Origin of the sequence: Aeromonas sp. R5-1, assembly GCF_040908265.1 — a bacterium.
In the GTDB taxonomy this organism is placed as follows: domain Bacteria; phylum Pseudomonadota; class Gammaproteobacteria; order Enterobacterales; family Aeromonadaceae; genus Aeromonas; species Aeromonas caviae.
In genome coordinates, this window is sequence record NZ_JBFODJ010000069.1 from 1 (window position 1) to 16,314 (window position 16,314).

At 60.6% G+C, this 16,314-nt stretch carries 15 protein-coding genes and 1 pseudogene; 2 read left to right on the forward strand and 14 right to left on the reverse strand.

Annotated features, from left to right (window positions below):
- Nucleotides 1–123: 123 nt before the first annotated feature.
- The 12 genes from AB5Y64_RS10515 to thrS form a co-directional block, all read right to left on the reverse strand.
- Nucleotides 124–582 carry a hypothetical protein gene (locus tag AB5Y64_RS10515; RefSeq protein WP_161470212.1) on the reverse strand — a complete coding sequence of 153 codons (459 nt, stop codon included), beginning with the start codon at nt 580–582 and terminating at the stop codon, nt 124–126.
- Nucleotides 583–688: 106 nt separating this feature from the next.
- The gene (gene cobB, locus AB5Y64_RS10520; protein WP_041211443.1) at nt 689–1,462 is read right to left on the reverse strand and encodes a Sir2 family NAD+-dependent deacetylase; all 774 of its coding nucleotides are present in this window, start codon (nt 1,460–1,462) and stop codon (nt 689–691) included.
- Between the two features lie 72 nt (nt 1,463–1,534).
- The gene (locus AB5Y64_RS10525) at nt 1,535–2,149 is read right to left on the reverse strand and encodes a GNAT family N-acetyltransferase (RefSeq protein ID WP_052815379.1); all 615 of its coding nucleotides are present in this window, start codon (nt 2,147–2,149) and stop codon (nt 1,535–1,537) included.
- Entirely contained in the window at nt 2,150–3,400 is a 1,251-nt protein-coding gene (locus AB5Y64_RS10530) for a response regulator (protein ID WP_052815378.1), read from the reverse strand.
- A 1-nt stretch (nt 3,401) separates the two neighbouring features.
- A complete protein-coding gene (locus AB5Y64_RS10535) occupies nt 3,402–7,325 on the reverse strand; it encodes a transporter substrate-binding domain-containing protein (RefSeq protein ID WP_368203747.1) in 3,924 nt (1,307 codons plus the stop codon).
- Nucleotides 7,326–7,379: 54 nt separating this feature from the next.
- Nucleotides 7,380–7,676, reverse strand: a complete 297-nt coding sequence (gene ihfA / locus AB5Y64_RS10540; protein ID WP_005300715.1) for an integration host factor subunit alpha — start codon at nt 7,674–7,676, stop codon at nt 7,380–7,382.
- Nucleotides 7,677–7,679: 3 nt separating this feature from the next.
- Entirely contained in the window at nt 7,680–10,067 is a 2,388-nt protein-coding gene (gene pheT, locus AB5Y64_RS10545; RefSeq protein ID WP_103243097.1) for a phenylalanine--tRNA ligase subunit beta, read from the reverse strand.
- Nucleotides 10,068–10,079: 12 nt separating this feature from the next.
- Nucleotides 10,080–11,063 (reverse strand): phenylalanine--tRNA ligase subunit alpha, encoded by a 984-nt coding sequence (gene pheS / locus AB5Y64_RS10550; protein ID WP_041215128.1) that lies wholly within the window; start codon nt 11,061–11,063, stop codon nt 10,080–10,082.
- 306 nt (nt 11,064–11,369) lie between these two features.
- Entirely contained in the window at nt 11,370–11,726 is a 357-nt protein-coding gene (gene rplT, locus AB5Y64_RS10555) for a 50S ribosomal protein L20 (RefSeq protein ID WP_010674800.1), read from the reverse strand.
- 15 nt (nt 11,727–11,741) lie between these two features.
- The gene (gene rpmI / locus AB5Y64_RS10560; protein ID WP_005300673.1) at nt 11,742–11,939 is read right to left on the reverse strand and encodes a 50S ribosomal protein L35; all 198 of its coding nucleotides are present in this window, start codon (nt 11,937–11,939) and stop codon (nt 11,742–11,744) included.
- A gap of 86 nt (nt 11,940–12,025) precedes the next feature.
- Nucleotides 12,026–12,556 (reverse strand): translation initiation factor IF-3, encoded by a 531-nt coding sequence (infC, locus tag AB5Y64_RS10565; protein ID WP_185219337.1) that lies wholly within the window; start codon nt 12,554–12,556, stop codon nt 12,026–12,028.
- A gap of 21 nt (nt 12,557–12,577) precedes the next feature.
- The gene (thrS, locus tag AB5Y64_RS10570) at nt 12,578–14,506 is read right to left on the reverse strand and encodes a threonine--tRNA ligase (RefSeq protein WP_052815417.1); all 1,929 of its coding nucleotides are present in this window, start codon (nt 14,504–14,506) and stop codon (nt 12,578–12,580) included.
- A gap of 325 nt (nt 14,507–14,831) precedes the next feature.
- Between thrS and AB5Y64_RS10575 the strand changes: the two genes are divergently transcribed.
- Complete coding sequence (locus AB5Y64_RS10575; protein WP_010674802.1) at nt 14,832–15,044, forward strand: hypothetical protein; 213 nt, start codon at nt 14,832–14,834, stop codon at nt 15,042–15,044.
- A gap of 3 nt (nt 15,045–15,047) precedes the next feature.
- Here the strand turns inward: AB5Y64_RS10575 and AB5Y64_RS10580 are convergent, their stop codons facing one another.
- Complete coding sequence (locus AB5Y64_RS10580; RefSeq protein ID WP_010674803.1) at nt 15,048–15,638, reverse strand: tetratricopeptide repeat protein; 591 nt, start codon at nt 15,636–15,638, stop codon at nt 15,048–15,050.
- A 174-nt stretch (nt 15,639–15,812) separates the two neighbouring features.
- Between AB5Y64_RS10580 and AB5Y64_RS10585 the strand changes: the two are divergent.
- Nucleotides 15,813–16,034: pseudogene (locus tag AB5Y64_RS10585) on the forward strand (radical SAM protein); the annotation flags it as partial.
- Nucleotides 16,035–16,086: 52 nt separating this feature from the next.
- On the opposite strand, the gene AB5Y64_RS10590 reads toward AB5Y64_RS10585, so the two are convergent.
- Nucleotides 16,087–16,314: zinc ribbon domain-containing protein (locus AB5Y64_RS10590; protein WP_368203745.1), on the reverse strand; the 228-nt coding region annotated here is incomplete at its 5' end.

A 16,314-nucleotide genomic window follows, 5' to 3' on the forward strand; every position in this document is an offset into this window, starting at 1 on the left:
GCAATACATTCAAAACCAGCGGGGCTGACGCCCCGGCGAAATTCCCCTCCCACCTACGTCGGAGGGAGTCCCCTTTCGCATTTAAGATGGCTGCAAGCAGCAGGTTATCTCGCTGTCGTCGCGTCACGGGACAACCTCGATGCGGATCACCTGCCAGACCATGTTGTTGTGGATGGCGGACACATCCATGTCGGGATGGGCCGAGAGGGGGACCAGCAGCCAGAGCGGCCCTTTATTGCGACGGGTGAGCGGTTTGTCATCCTGGTAACGCACCAGGGTCAGCGGCACCTTGGCAAACAGGGAGAGATCGACCCGCTGCTGGTAGCCATTGAGTGCGGCAACATCGATGGCGCTGGCACTATCCACCTGCTGCTGCGCCAGCACGCTCTTCAGGGTCGGTCCACGATAGCGGTGAGTGCCGAGGGTCCAGGGCGTCGCCGTCTCGAACTCCACTTGTGGCAAGGCTGTCAACGCCGCCTCATCCAGGGTGATTTCCCGCTTGTCCGGCAGGATCAGTTGCAATAGCGAAGAGGAGGAAGCCTGGGTACCGAACGAGAAAAGCACCAGCAGGAGCGAGGCCATCCCGCGCGTTGGAAAGTTCATGACATGTTGTGCCAACTGCATCTTGAAGTTAGGAGCCAGTGTGGCGATTTCAGTGGGTCAATGCAACTGTGTGAAAAATCAATAATTAGGGGCCCCGCATCTCCATCCAGTTATGGCCCTCGACGGAGAGAGGCTGATGCACTCCGCAACTTTGCAGGAGTTCATCCACAAAAGCGGGCACCAGCAAGGAAGCCGGACCATAACGTTTTTCATCAAACTGGCTGCCCACTTCGCTCGGCTCCAGATTGAGCTCCACCGTATGGGCACCGTTCAGGCCGGCCTCATGGACGAATCCGGCGGCAGGGTAGACCGCCCCGGAGGTCCCGATGGAGATGAAGAGATCGCACTGAGCCAGGGCCGAGTAGATGCGGTCAAGTCCGAGGGGCATCTCCCCGAACCAGACCACATGGGGGCGCAGCGGGTGGGGAAACTGGCAGCAGGAACACAGCTCTTCCTGATGGAGATCCCCGCGCCACTCGATCACCTGACCAGAGCCCGGGCAGCGGGCCTTGAGCAACTCGCCGTGCATGTGGATGAGGTTCTTGCTGCCGGCACTCTCGTGCAGGTTGTCGATGTTCTGGGTGACCAAGGTGACGCGCCCCGGCAGCAGGCGCTCCAGACGGGCCAATGCATAGTGGGCCGGATTGGGGTGGATCTCGGCGCGCTGCAACTGATGGCGCCGTGCATTGTAGAAACGTTGTACCAGTTCGGGATCCCGCGCATAGCCTTCAGGGGTGGCCACGTCCTCCACCATGTGCTCTTCCCACAGGCCATCACAGGCCCGGAAGGTCTTGATACCGGATTCGGCCGAGATGCCGGCACCGGTGAGGATCACGATATGTTTGGCTGACTGCACCATGGTTGTTCTCCTCCAACGGGTAACAGGCTGACCTTAGCACAGGAGCAAGAGGCGGCCCATTCGCCCTTGGTCTTAGGCCGATGGGAGCACAAAGCTCGCCATGGGCGCGAGATCCAGCCTGGCAAAGACCATCTCCCGTCCTGTCACCAGGGTAAGCGGCAACCCGAGCCCCTTGAGCAGAGCCAGCATGGGGCGATTCTGGCCGAGCACTTCCGCCGTCCACTCCCGGATCCCCTCCCCGTATGCCAGCCGCGCAAGCGCCAGCAGGATGCGACGCCCGGCGCCGCGATGCTGAAAATGATCCGCGACGATGCAGGAAAACTCGGCCCTGTCCGGGTGCAGGCGCCGGCGAACGGACTGGGCCATGGCAAGCGGCCCCCCCTGCTCGTCGGTCAGCAGCAATCCTATCTGGGGTTCTCTGGGGTAGTCGAGAAAGAAGGCGAGCTGCTCGGCCGTCGCAGGCTGCTTGGCCCGCATGAAGCGCAAATAGACGCTCTGCTCGCTCAAGGCGTCATAGGCCGCGCATATTCGCTTCGGGTCGCTGCCCGCCAGCTCCTGCAAGCGGCAAGTCAGCCCCCCCACCACCATCGTCATCGGCAAGGCGGCCCGTGAGGCGGGAGCCGTCCAACCCGACATTCCCTGCCACAAGCGCGGCTCATCGAGCGGCCAGCAAAGATAGCGAGCCATTTACCAGCGCCCTGCCACGCCGCGATCCTGCCACTGGGCGGCATCCTGCAGGTTGAAGGGGTCGTCGAGGTAGAGCGCGATGCCAAGCTCCCGGGAGCGCTGGATGAAGCGGGCCAGCAAGGAGTCGGCAGCCATCGCCTCCAGTTCGGGCAGCAGGTGTTGCCCGAGCAGCAAGGATTGCAACGGCAGACGCTCGATGAGATCAAACGGCAGGTGCTGGGCATGATCGAGCAGCAGCGCGAGTCTGGCCCCCGCGAGGCTCGCCTGCAGCACCAGGGCGAAACGGTCCGCCTGGCTCAGCAGGTGATCCCGTCGGTGGATGACCAGGGTGAGTTCGCTTGCTTCTCGTCCATGCTGCTCGAGCCAGAGCTTGAGCGGCTCCCAGTGAGGGGAAAGACCGCTCAGGCTCAGCCAGATCGGCAGCGTGCAGGAAGCCGCATCTGCCAGCAGCCCAAGCTGTCCTCTCGCCTCTCCCTGCCAGCTACGCACGGTGCGCTTGAGCCCGCCCAGCCTGCGCTGACGCTGGGGGCCAAGATAGAGCATCTTGAGCAGACGCAGCAGATCGTCGCTTTGCAGCGGCTTGGCCAGGGCGGCCAGCACGTTGAAACCCGCATCGTGCAGGAGACGCCGGGCGCCGTCTATCAGGGTCTGATCATGAGCGGAGAGCAGGATGATGGGCAGACCGCTGTGGCGATACTGGGGATGGCTCATCAGCAGGCTGATGGCATCCTGCTCCGCTAGGCTGAGATCACAGATAAGCAATCTCACGCCCCCCTCTTCCAGCGCCTTGAGGCACCCTTCGCCATCCTGAACCCAGTGGCAGGGCAACCCCAGTCCCTGGATCTCCTGCTGAATGCAGGCTCCCTGGAAGGGGTGATCTTCGAGCAGCAGGATCTGGCACTGGGCGAGCCAGGCACGCCACCCCTGCTCCCGTGCCTGCAACCCCTCGAGCCAGGGATCGCTGAGGCGATAGATCCCCGCCCCGGGAGCCAACAGATGAGGCAGATAGTCGGCCCCCTGATGAGAGGCAGGATCAAACAGGGCGATGGCCCCGGCGGCAAACAGTCCTTCCCATTGCCAGCCGGCATCGGGTCGGGTGCGGTGCAGATTGGCATAGGCCGGCAGGCCCGCTCCCTTGACCGCCAGATGGGAGACGGCGTCCAGGGCATAGACGCTGACCGGGTAAAAAGTTGGCTCCTGGCTGTCATCAGACTCCAGCAAGTCCATCAACTCTTCATCTGTGATGATCATCTCATGCTCTCTCGCCCAGTTGTCGGCAGACCTCTTCCACGCACTGCCTCAAGGCGGCTGCAAGGGGATGTCCGGGGGCCTCCTGCCAACGGTCGATCACCTCTACCAGGGGGGTAGCCCCCACCATTTTGGCGGCCCCCTTCATCTTGTGTAAAGCCGTATTGAGGGCCTTCTCGTCCCCTTGTGTGACACACCGCTCAATGTCGGCCAGATCATGGTGAACCGATGCCAGATAGATGTCTACGAGGGCCGGGCTGAGGGACACGGGCAGGGAAAGGGCTGCCGTTGGCTGCGGTGCCTTCCCCCCGTCATGGGGGCCAAAGACGGTACGAAGCAATACGGCCAGATCCCTGAGCAAGACGGGTTTGTCCAGATGGCCCTGACAGCCGCATTCCGCCAGTCGCTGCGCCGCCTGCTCGCTGAGATCCGCGGTGATCACGTAGACGGGTAGATGCTGCCAGCGTTCATCGGCGTGCAATTGCCTGCAGAGCTCGGCGCCGTCCATCACCGGCATCTGCAGATCCGTCAGCACCAGATCCACCGACTCCGATTGCAGGATCTCCAGTGCCAGACGGCCATTGGCCGCGCTCAATACCCGGGCCCCCAGCTGACCCAGCTGCATGCTGATCAGCATTCTGTTCACCTCGTGATCTTCCACCAGCAGCACCCGCCTGCCTGCCCCCGGCAGGTCCGTGATCTCCTCGGCGCCACGGACGAGTCTGGGCTGCAGCAGGCTGACCACGGAGCCCGGGATCCAGGGTTCCCCCTGCCAGTACCAGGCGCGCAAGCCCCCATCGTCCTGCATGGCCCCAAGGCAAGGTGCCGCCGGATCCTCGGCCACGCCAAACTCTGCGAGCCAGGCCCGCATATATTCGAGCTCCCCGGGCAACAGTTGTAGGGAGACCGTCTTGACGCGCGGTTGCCAGGGCGCCTTCTCCTGCGCATGCCTGAGGGGCAACGAGCAGAGGAAACGGCTACCCCCGCGAGCCAGAGGCTCGACCCGGATCTCGCCCCCCATCTGCTCCATCAACTGGCGGCAGATGGCTAGCCCAAGCCCGGTTCCCTGGGCTCTGGGCTGGCCAGGCTCCTCCCCTTGTTCGAAGGGCAGGAACAACCGGGGCAACAGCTCGGCACTGATCCCGGGCCCCTCGTCGTCCACCCCGCACAAAATCCACTCCCCTTGTCGCCGGGCCCAGAGCACCACCTCTCCCCGCTCGCTGAACTTGATGGCGTTGGAGAGCAGGTTGTGCAGCACCTGTTGCACCCGGTGGGGATCGAGTTCCATCAAGGCGGGCAGCGCCGGGTCGAGCGCCAGGCGCAGTTGCAGATGGCGGGATCGCGCCTTGGACCAGTGCACCGCCGCCACGTGTTCGCACAGCTCCACTAGATCCGTGGGCTGTACAGAGAGGCGCAACTGACGCGTCTCGTTGCGGCTGAAGTCGAGCACGTCGTTGAGCAGCCCGAGCAGTTCATTGCCCGCCTGCCTGACATGGGCCAGAGCCGAGGCCTGCTCTGCATTGAGTCCGGTCTGCTCGAGCCACTCCAGCAAGCCGAGCATGGCGTTCATGGGGGTGCGGATCTCGTGGCTCACGGCGGCCAGGAAGCGCCCCTTGGCAAGCACGGCCTGCTGGGCCTGCTCGTGGGAAAGCTGCAGGGAGTGCTCCTGCTCCACCCTGGCCGTCACATCCTGCACCACCCCGTAGATCCGCCACCCCTCCCCCTGACGGCGCCCCCTGCCGGAAAATTGCAGCCAGCGGGTTCCCTTGGCGGGGTGCTGATAGCGCAGCAGATGGGAGAAAGGTCGCCCGGCTTGCAGCATGGCCAGCATGGGGGCTCGCATCTCGCGCCTGTCCTGGTGGGAGATGCGAGTCAGGGTCTCGTTGGGATTGACCCGAATCTGCTGGCTCGCCAGCCCCAGCAGTTCGTGACTGCCCCGGCTCACAAACTCCACCCGGGTGATGGCTCCCCCCAGCAGGGTGAATTGCAGCACCACACCGGGCACCGTATTGGTGAGGGCGCGCAGGCGCCGCTCTGCCTGACGCAGCAGGCGGGTACGCTCGCGCAGGGCGCTGATGTCGGAGAGGGCGATAAGATCCCCTGCCGGTGCCTGGGGGCCCAGTCGCAAGGGGATCTGGGCATAGGAGTAGACCTGCTCGTGCAGCGCCAGCTCCCCTTCGGCGCCCTGCAACTGTGGCGCGGGCAGCACCAGATCGGCGGCGTAGCGCGCCTCCATGCGCTTGGCCCGCTTGTTGCGCTTGATCACCTCCCCCTTGTCATTGCGCAAGAACACGGGAACGGGGAGCGCCTGGAAGAGAGACTCCCTGAACTTGCTTTCCAGCGCCAGCGCCTGCTCTACCTTGTGACGCTCGCGGGCCTCCTGGGCCAGTTGCTGGCGGGAACGCCAGACTGACCAGATCACCGCCATGCTGATCAGCAGTGCCAGCAACACGGAGCCAAGCCAGAAACCGTAGCTGACCCCTTCTTGCTGGTTGACCACCAGGCGACGCCAGCGTTGCACCAGCTCGTCCACCTGCCGATCATTGAGGGTCATCAGGCTCTGATCCAGCACCCCTGCCAGGCTGGTCTGTTCCGGCCGGATGGCAAAACCGAGGCCGAAACGCTCCGGCAATTCGGTGATGGTCAGCTCGCTCAACTGGTTGTTTCGAATGGGATATTGGAGCTGGTACAACTCCGCCAGCATGGCCTGGGCATCCCCATGCCGCACCGCCGCCAATCCCTGCAGCAGGTTGTCGGTCACCTCCCACTCATGCTGGCCGAACCGGGCAAGCAGGCCGGGATCATAGAGCATTCTCGGGACCACCACCTTGCCACTGACGTCCGCGAGGGAGACAGGCCCCCTCTTGCTGCGACTGACCAGGGCATAGCGGCTGGTCGCCACCATCCTGGTGAAGTCGAACTCCTTGTTCAGGGCGGCGGACTCCATCAGCCCGACCATCATGGCGGCATCGCCACTGCGCAGCAATGCCAACGCCTCCTCCCGGCTGGCGGCGGGCACCAGCTCGAAGCGCAGCCCTGTCTGCCGACTCACTTCCCGCAAGACATCCGCACTCCAGCCAATGAGCTCTCCCTGCTGGTTGACACCGCTGTATGGCATGAAGCCGGGATCCGCCACCATCTTGATGGTGTGGGCCTTGCCGACCAGCCAGGCCTGCTCCTTGTCGGTAAAATGCAGAGGATTCACATCCTGCTCACCCTGAGGCAGATACTTGCCCAGATCCCGGTAGAGACTGCCCGGCGGCAAATAGCGGATGGCCGTATCCACCAGCTCCAGCAACTCGGGCTGGTTGCGCATCATCAGCCGGTAGCTGATGACCAGATCGTCGCTGCGAAGACGGCGAAGGCGCAGCCCTTCATCCGGGAATTCCCGCATCAGGTAGCGCAGTTGCAGATAATCGCCGAGATAGGCGCTGCCCTTGCCGGCCACCAGAGCACCATACCAGTTCTCGGCATCGGTCAGCAGTTGCTGGGATGAACCAGGATAGAGACGCTTCAGGGTCTCCTGGGCCTGCCAGATGGGTGACACCAGAAACTGCGCCTGATCGAGCTCACCCCGATAGAGGATGGCGGACTCCGCTTCCATCATGGCCCGGCTCAAGACGGTATCGCTCGAGTTCGACCGGGCAGGCCCGACGTGAGGAATGAGATCGCAGCGCCCGTTCAGCAGATCCTGCGTCATGGCTGCCCAGCTCGGCCGCTTCTCGACATGTACCGGTACCGGCAACAGCTCTGCCAGCCGCGTCAAGCGATCGATGAGCAGGCCCCCCTCCGCCTCCAGATAGGGAGGACGTTGCAGGGCCGGGTAACAGAAGGTCAGTCCGGTGAGCGAATCGGCATAAGCCTGGGCATCCGGTGACAGCGGGAGTATGGCGGCACGCAGTGGCAAGGCCAGCAGCGCGCCGGACAGCAGAAGGATTTTTATCATCGGAATGGAAAAGCCAGGCGATTGCCTGGCTTTTTGTCACTCGTTGGGTTCAACATTTTCTACCCTGGCCTTGAGCTTCTGGCCGGGCCGGAAGGTCACCACGCGACGGGCACTGATGGGAATATCCTCCCCCGTCTTGGGGTTGCGTCCGGGACGCTGGTTCTTCTCGCGAAGATCGAAGTTACCGAAGCCGGAAATCTTGACCTGTTCGCCACGCTCGAGCGCCTGTCTGATCTCCTCAAAGAAGGCTTCCACCATATCTTTGGCTTCACGCTTGCTCATCCCGAGCTGGGTGAACAGGTGCTCTGCAATGTCGGCTTTGGTAAGCGCCATAGATCAATCCCTCAAGGATGCATTCAACTCTTCACCGAGGGCCCGCACGACATTGTCCACGGTCTCGGCGATCTCTTTCTCCTCCAGGGTGCGCTGGGTGTCTTGCAACACCAGGCTGATGGCCAGGCTCTTCTTGTCCTCTGCCATACCAGCGCCCTGGTATACGTCGAACAAGTTTATTCCAACTAACTGATTTCCGCCAACTTTTTTAATTACTGCCAGAACGTCGCCTGCCAGGATCTGTCTGTCAACCACCACGGCGATGTCGCGACGGTTGGCCGGGAACTTGGATACTTCGGCAGCAACCGGCACCTTGGCCGGCGTCAGTTTGTCCAGCTCCAGCTCGAACATGACAGCGCGGCTCTTGAGCCCCAGCTTCTTCTCGAGGCTCGGGTGGATCACGCCGATGTGGCCGATCACGACGCCATTGCGCAGAATGGCTGCGCTCTGGCCCGGATGCAGGGCACTGTGCTCGGTGCGCTCGAAGGTGAAGGTAGCCCCTTCTGCAGTCAGATCCAGTACCGCTTCCAGGTCACCCTTCAAATCGAAGAAGTCGACGGGACGGGCCTTGACATCCCAGTGCTCGTCCCCCTGGTTGCCGGTGATGATGCCGGCCAGCATGGGCTCCTGACGGATGCCGTTCTCGGCATTCTCGTCCTTGATGAAACGCAGGCCCTGCTCGAACAGGCGCACGCGCGGCTGCTGACGGTTCTGGTTGTAGACCACCGCCTGCACCAGACCCGGGAACAGAGACACACGCATGGCGGACATCTCGACCGAGATCGGGTTCGGCAGCACGATGGCATCGCTCTGCGGGAACAGGGTTTGCTGGGTCTTGGGATCGACGAAGCTGTAGGTGATCGCTTCCTGGAAGCCGCGGTCAACCAGCAGGTCGCGCACACGCTTCAGGGTCACCTGCCCTTCTGCCTGCTCTACCATCGCCAGAGAGGCGGCCGGTTTCAGGTTCGGGATGTTGTTGTAGCCGTAGATGCGAGCCACTTCCTCGATGAGGTCTTCCTCGATGGCGATATCGAAACGCCAGGAGGGTGCCAGCGCAGTCCAACCGTCAGCATCCACAGTAACCTGCATGCCAAGGCGAGTCAGGATCTCGACCACCTGAGCGTCAGCCACGCTGATACCGATCACCTTGTCGAGCTTGCTGCGACGCAGCTTGATGGGTGCCGCTTTCGGCAGATGGGCATCGGATTTGACCTCGATGACCGGACCCGCTTCGCCGCCGCAGATGTCCAGCAGCAGTCGAGTTGCACGGTCCATCACCTTGGCTTGCAGCTCCGGATCAACCCCGCGCTCGAAGCGATGGGAGGAGTCGGTGTGCAGACCGTAAGCACGGGCACGGCCTGTGATGGAGAGCGGCGCGAAGAAGGCGCACTCCAGCAAGATGTCAGTAGTGGTCTCGGATACACCGGTGCGGTTGCCGCCGAAGATACCGGCCATGCAGGCAGGACCTTTGGCATCGGCAATCACCAAAGTGGTCTCTTTGAGCTTCACTGCATTGCCGTCGAGCAGTGTCATCGGCTCATCGGTGTGGGCGCGACGCACCACCAGTTCCCCTTCCAGGGTAGCCAGATCGAAGGCGTGCATCGGCTGACCGTATTCCAACAGCAGGTAGTTGGTGATGTCGACAATGGCGTCGATGGAGCGGATACCACCACGGCGCAGCTTCTCTTGCATCCAGAGCGGGCTCTGGGCCTGCAGGTTCAGCCCCTTGATGACGCGACCCAGATAACGGGGGCAATCAGCTGGTGCTTCAACCCGGATCGGGAAAGTTGCATCAATGGTGGCAACAGCCGGCGTCCAGGTCGGCTCGACCACGTCCACGCTGTTGAGCACGCCGATTTCGCGGGCCAGACCGGCGATACCGAGGCAATCGGCACGGTTCGGAGTCAGATCCACGTCGATGGAGACGTCGTTCAGATTGAGGTAGTCACGAATATCGGTCCCGATGGGGGCATCGGCCGGCAGCTCGATGATGCCATCGGCTTCAACGTCGATACCCAGCTCGCTGAAAGAGCAAAGCATGCCGTGAGACGGCTGGCCACGCAGCTTGGCTTTCTTGATGGTGAAATCACCCGGCAGGGTCGCCCCGACCTTGGCCACGCACACTTTGAGGCCGGCACGGCAGTTCGGCGCACCGCAGACGATGTCCAGCAGCTCGGCCTCGCCCACGTTGACCTTGGTCACCCGCAGCTTGTCCGCGTCCGGGTGCTGGGCGCACTCGACCACTTCACCCACGACCACATTGTTGAACTGGCCGGCCACCGCTTCCACGGCGTCCACTTCCAGACCGGCCATGGTGATCTGCTCGGCCAGTGCATTGTCACTCAACTCGGTGCGGACCCACTCCATCACCCAGGATTTACTGAATTTCATGTTCTCTCGCCCTTACTTGAACTGCTTGAGGAAGCGCAGGTCGTTTTCGAAGAAGGCACGCAGGTCGTTGACCCCGTAACGCAGCATGGTCAGGCGCTCAACGCCCATGCCGAAGGCAAAACCGGAGTATTTTTCCGGATCGATGCCGACCGAACGCAGCACGTTCGGGTGCACCATGCCGCAGCCCAGCACTTCCAGCCACTTGCCGTTCTTGCCCATCACGTCCACTTCGGCGCTCGGCTCGGTGAACGGGAAATAGGAAGGACGGAAGCGAATCGTCAAGTCTTCCTCGAAGTAGTTGCGCAGGAAGTCGTGCAGGATGCCTTTCAGCTCGGTGAAGCTGGCATGCTCGTCAACCAGCAGGCCTTCGACCTGGTGGAACATCGGGGTGTGGGTCATGTCGTAGTCGTTACGATAGACACGGCCCGGCGCGATGATGCGGATCGGCGGCTGCTGATGTTCCATGGTGCGGATCTGCACACCGGAGGTGTGGGTACGCAGCATCAGATCAGGATTGAAGTAGAAGGTGTCGTGATCGGTACGCGCCGGGTGGTGAGCCGGGATATTCAGCGCATCGAAGTTGTGGAAGCCATCTTCAATCTCGGGACCACGGGCAACCTTGAAGCCCATCTCGCCAAACAGGCGCTCGATGCGCTCGATGGTGCGGGTCACCGGGTGCAGACCGCCATTCTCGATGCGGCGGCCCGGCAGGCTGACGTCGATGGTCTCGGCGGCCAGCTTCTGGTTCAGCACGGCGACTTCGAGGGCTTCACGACGCGCGTTCAGGGCATCCTGAACCTGCTGTTTGGCCTGGTTGATCACGGCGCCCGCGGCGGGACGCTCTTCAGCGGACAGGGCGCCCAGTCCCTTCATCTGCTCGGTAAAAAAGCCCTTTTTACCCAGATATTTGACCCGGATTTCGTCGAGGGCGGCGATGTCGCTCACGCCCTCAATTTCGGCCTTGGCCTGGCCGACTACTTCTTCAAGCTGTTGCATGTCTTCCTCGTCACCACTCCCGGAACAGGAGCCTTTAGGCTAAATAAGGTCAAGAGGGGAATAATACAAAAAAAGCCCCTTGGCTGACCATAGTTATGACGGGCTTTTCTCCCTGCAAATCATTTTGTTATATGGATAAAGCCACAAGCCAGATGCAACAGGATTAAGACAAGCGTCGTTTGTTCTAGTTTGTTGGCATATGGAAGGATAAAGCATTCATGAACCTGGCATGCTACCTGCCTACGCTCAAAAATGAGCAACAAAAAAGGAGGCCTGAGCCTCCTTTATTTTTATAACAGAGCTGGATTAGACCAGAGCTGCTTTAGCTTTTTCAACCAGGGCGGTGAAAGCCAGCTTGTCGTGAACGGCGATATCGGACAGGATCTTGCGATCGATCTCGATGGAAGCCTTCTTCAGACCGTCGATCAGACGGCTGTAGGACAGACCGTTCTGACGGGCTGCAGCGTTGATACGCGCAATCCACAGTTGACGGAACTGACGCTTCTTCTGGCGACGGTCACGGTAGGCATACTGACCAGCTTTGGTTACCGCTTGTACCGCTACGCGGTAGACACGGGAACGGGCGCCGTAGTAACCCTTGGCGGCTTTCATTACTTTCTTGTGACGAGCGCGAGCGGTCACACCACGTTTAACTCTTGGCATTTTTCACATCCCCCCTTATGCGTACGGCAGACAAGCGACAACACGTTTGTGGTCGGCAGCGGAAACAAAGAACTTCGGTCCCAGCTGACGCTTACGCTTGCTGCTCTTCTTGGTCAGGATGTGACGCAGGTGGTTGTGCTTGCACTTGAAGCGACCTGAGCCAGTCTTCTTGAAGCGCTTTGCGGCGCCCCGGTTGGTTTTCATCTTCGGCATTTCATACTCCGCATTGTGAGTGACAACAAAATCGCAAGGCGAACCGACTCATGGGGCCAGCCCCATGAGTCAATTTCTTGTGGGCCTTAAGATTTCTTCTTGGGTGCGAGGACCATCACAGCTTGACGGCCTTCGACTTTCGGGAACGATTCGACTACGGCCAGCTCTTCCAGATCGTTCTTGACGCGCTCGAGAACCTTGATACCAAGATCCTGGTGGGCCATTTCACGACCACGGAAGCGCAGGGTGACCTTTGCCTTGTCCCCGTCTTCCAGAAAGCGAACCAGGTTGCGTAGTTTTACCTGATAGTCGCCTTCGTCGGTGCCAGGACGGAATTTGATTTCCTTGACCTGGACGACTTTCTGCTTTTTCTTCTGTTCTTTGGTGGTCTTGCTCTTTTCGTAGAGGAATTTGCCGTAATCCATGATCCGGCAAACGGGCGGCTCAGCGTTCGGACTGATCTCGACCAGATCCACTCCTGCCTCAAGGGCCAAGTTCAGCGCATCCTGAATGGAGGTGATGCCAATGGCTTCACCATCCAGACCAGTCAGACGAACTTCTTTCAGACGGATCTCTTCATTGATCCGGTGAGCGCGGGCTTGCGGTTGCTTGCCCAGTTTTTTTCCGCCTTTTATAGCTTATTCCTCCACTTTCTTTTGTCCGCGGGTCTGAACTTCCTGGGTCAACAGAGCAATCAGCTCTTCAACAGGATAAGAGCCCAGGTCAGCCCCTTTACGAGTACGCACTGCAATCTTGCCGGCTTCTACTTCTTTGTCGCCGCAGACCAGCATGAAGGGTACTCGCTTCAAAGTATGCTCGCGGATTTTAAAGCCAATCTTCTCATTTCTCAAGTCCGCTTTTGCGCGAAGGCCCGCATCATTCAATGCCTTGGCAACTTTCACCGCATAATCGGCCTGGTTATCCGTGATATTCATGACCACGGCCTGAGTCGGTGCCAGCCAGGTCGGGAACAGACCGGCGTACTCTTCCGTCAGGATCCCGATGAAGCGCTCCAGCGAGCCCAGAATGGCGCGGTGGATCATCACGGGGATGTGGCGCTCGTTGTCTTCGCCCACATAGGTGGCGCCAAGACGGCCCGGCAGGGCAAAGTCGAGCTGCACGGTACCACACTGCCAGGCACGATCAAGGCAATCGTGCAGGGTGAACTCGATCTTGGGACCGTAGAAAGCCCCCTCGCCCGGTTGCAGGTCGTACTTCAGGCCGTTGAGTTCCAGCGCCTCGGCCAGCGCGGCCTCGGCACGATCCCAGGCTTCATCAGAGCCGATACGCTGCTCCGGACGGGTCGAGAGCTTGACCACGATGTTTTCGAAACCGAAGGTGCCGTAGACGTCATAGACCATGCGGATGCACGCAGACACCTCTTCCATGATCTGCTCTTCGGTACAGAAGATGTGGGCGTCATCCTGGGTGAAACCCCGTACCCGCATCAGGCCGTGCAGGGAGCCTGACGGCTCGTTGCGGTGGCAGGAGCCGAACTCGGCCATGCGCAGCGGCAGATCGCGGTAGGATTTCAGACCCTGGTTGAAAATCTGCACGTGACCCGGGCAGTTCATCGGCTTGATGGCGTACTCGCGGTTTTCGGACTGGGTGGTGAACATGGCCTGGGCGTATTTTTCCCAGTGACCTGAACGCTCCCACAGCACGCGATCCATCATGAAGGGGCCTTTCACTTCCTGATAGTCGTACTCTTTGAGCTTGCCACGGATGAAGGTTTCCAGCTCGCGGAAAATGGTCCAGCCATCGTTGTGCCAGAACACCATGCCCGGCGCTTCTTCCTGCATGTGGTACAGGTCGAGCTGCTTGCCGATCTTGCGGTGGTCGCGCTTGGCGGCCTCTTCCAGACGCTGCAAATAGGCCTTGAGCTGCTTCTTGTCGGCCCAGGCGGTGCCGTAGATGCGCTGCAGCATCTTGTTGTTGGAGTCGCCGCGCCAGTAGGCGCCGGACATCTTCTGCAACTTGAAGTGGTGGCAATGACGCATGTTGGGCACGTGCGGGCCGCGACACATGTCGATGTACTCTTCGTGATGATACAGACCGGGCTGGTCATCACGGGCAATGTTCTGATCCAGGATCTCGACCTTGTAGGTCTCGCCACGGGCTTCGAACACGTCACGTGCTTCCTGCCAGGAGACCTTCTTCTTGATGACGTCGTAATCCTTGGCGGCCAGCGCCAGCATGCGCTCTTCCAGGGCAGCCAGATCTTCGTCGGTCAGGGTGCGGTCGAGATCGATGTCATAGTAGAAACCGTTGTCGATGACGGGACCGATGGCCATCTTGGTCTGGGGCCAGAGTTGCTTGATGGCATGACCCAGCAGGTGAGCACAGGAGTGGCGCAGAATGTCCAGACCTTCTTCGTCTTTGGCGGTGATGATGGCCAGGGAGGCATCGGTTTCGATCAGCTCACAGGCATCCACCAGTTCACCGTTTACCCGACCGGCAATGCACGCCTTGGCGAGACCGGGACCGATGTCCGCGGCCACATCCATGACGGAAACGGCGTGGGCAAATTGACGTTGGCTGCCGTCAGGCAGAGTAATGATTGGCATTAGGTGTTTCCTTATACAGTGGTGACCCCTACCAAAGGCCACATGCAGGTTGGAGAAACCCTTTCATGTCCAGCTGTTCACTCCCGAGTTTCACCGTTCACAATACGGTTGGTACACGGCAGTGGCACACCATATGGCGTGTGCAAGGCCATCCATTGAGAGGTACAGCGGGGGATTGTATCAGACGCGACAACCCAGACAAGCTGTCTTGGCGATTTTGCATACCGTCTAAGCGCGGGTGTCAACCTGTCCTACTTGCGAGGGCGCCCTTCTGCTGCCATACCCTGTACCAGATTGAGGCGTCAGCCAAAGCAAGGAGAGCATGATGTACACCTACGACATTTCATTTCCGGAGCATGCAGAAAAGCTGGTTCATCCGGATCACCTTCTCACGACTCACTGTCCCGTCCATATCGGTGAGCTGGTGATCCTGGGCGATGGCAGCAAGCGGGAGGTATGCAGCATCGTCCACAGTGCCGAGCGCAGTACCCTCTATGTCACGGACGTGACGCCCGGCAAAGTCACCGCCAGCCGTTGATCCCTAGCCGGCGTTCAGAAAAGAGTGGCCATTGAAATCGAAGGCGCTGCGCCCCTCCTCGGCCAGCGCCATCTCCTGCAACACCTGGAGTGCCATCTTGTTGCCCTTTTGCGAGGCCTGATAGAGCCACTGCTTCGCCTCGGCCAGTTCAACCCGCCCGTTGACCCCCATCAGTTGCAGGATGCCCACCTTCAGCATGGCGGGCACATCACCGTTCCTGGCTGCCAGCTCCATCCAGCGAAACGCCTCGTGCAGATCCCGCTTCACCCCGGCCCCGCGCAGATAGACCTCTCCCAGCCGATACTGGCCGAGAGCGTCCCCCGCCTGCGCAGCCTGACGATAGAGTCGGATGGCGCGATCCATATCCTGCTCGCTCCCCTGCCCCACTTCATGGCTCCAACCCATCAGCGCCTGTGCCCGTGGCTGGCCCTGCTCCGCCAGCGGCGTCCAGATCCGGGTCGCCTCATCAAAGTGCCCTGTCCGCCAGGCGCGGTTGGCCGCCGCCAGCTCCTGCTCAGTGGAGAGCGGGATCAGACGCCAGATGACCAGCGCAATGAGGGCGATGAAGAGCCAGCGGGCGATAGTAGGTTGCATGACATTTTCCGTGATCTGGTTCGCATTTCGTCTATGTAAACGAAATGTAGCAACAGATCAAGCAGGAGATCACCTGGGTTCACCCTCTTTCATGGGGTCGCTCTTTGCGAACTTGCAGTTTGAGGGGCTACACAACAAAATAACTGTATATATAAACAGTGCATTGGTGATGTGATGGCAGGACGAGGCGCGAACCACAATGTCGAGCACCGCTTCAGCGGCCCGCAAATAGAAACCGTTGACGACGGCTGGAGTCAGAGCGACTGGGACGCGGCATTTGCCGCCAGCGCTCCCCGCACCGAGGTGACGGAGATCAGCGCCCGCAGCATCATCAGCTACAACGATTCGCCGGATCTTCCCTTCAGTCGCTCCATCAATCCCTATCAGGGGTGCGAGCTTGACATCCTCCCCCACCTTAGCGCTTCGCGTCACAGGAGGGGGATTCCCATTACTGGGTGATAGCTGCTCGCGCAGTACCGGGTTCCTGCTTCATCGGGCGGCCTGATTGCACCACGCCTCCACAGGCTAAAACGGCGTGTCCCGCCGCTAAAATATTGCGATCGCCGTTCACATCGGCGTTTGCCTCATAACCACACGCAGCGCATTTAAACTGGCTTTGCGTCTGGCGGTTATCCTTCGCAGTATGCCCACAACAGGCGCACTGCTGGCTCGTGTA

Bases quoted from the DNA above. Each gene is read 5' to 3' on its own strand.
- cobB (WP_041211443.1), bottom strand. From the start codon at position 1,462: ATGGTGCAGTCAGCCAAACATATCGTGATCCTCACCGGTGCCGGCATC.
- AB5Y64_RS10530 (WP_052815378.1), bottom strand. From the start codon at position 3,400: ATGATCATCACAGATGAAGAGTTGATGGACTTGCTGGAGTCTGATGAC.
- AB5Y64_RS10515 (WP_161470212.1), bottom strand. From the start codon at position 582: ATGGCCTCGCTCCTGCTGGTGCTTTTCTCGTTCGGTACCCAGGCTTCC.
- rpmI (WP_005300673.1), bottom strand. From the start codon at position 11,939: ATGCCGAAGATGAAAACCAACCGGGGCGCCGCAAAGCGCTTCAAGAAG.
- AB5Y64_RS10525 (WP_052815379.1), bottom strand. From the start codon at position 2,149: ATGGCTCGCTATCTTTGCTGGCCGCTCGATGAGCCGCGCTTGTGGCAG.
- AB5Y64_RS10580 (WP_010674803.1), bottom strand. From the start codon at position 15,638: ATGCAACCTACTATCGCCCGCTGGCTCTTCATCGCCCTCATTGCGCTG.
- pheT (WP_103243097.1), bottom strand. From the start codon at position 10,067: ATGAAATTCAGTAAATCCTGGGTGATGGAGTGGGTCCGCACCGAGTTG.
- rplT (WP_010674800.1), bottom strand. From the start codon at position 11,726: ATGCCAAGAGTTAAACGTGGTGTGACCGCTCGCGCTCGTCACAAGAAA.
- AB5Y64_RS10575 (WP_010674802.1), top strand. From the start codon at position 14,832: ATGTACACCTACGACATTTCATTTCCGGAGCATGCAGAAAAGCTGGTT.
- pheS (WP_041215128.1), bottom strand. From the start codon at position 11,063: ATGCAACAGCTTGAAGAAGTAGTCGGCCAGGCCAAGGCCGAAATTGAG.
- ihfA (WP_005300715.1), bottom strand. From the start codon at position 7,676: ATGGCGCTTACCAAAGCCGACATTGCAGAGCACCTGTTCACCCAGCTC.
- thrS (WP_052815417.1), bottom strand. From the start codon at position 14,506: ATGCCAATCATTACTCTGCCTGACGGCAGCCAACGTCAATTTGCCCAC.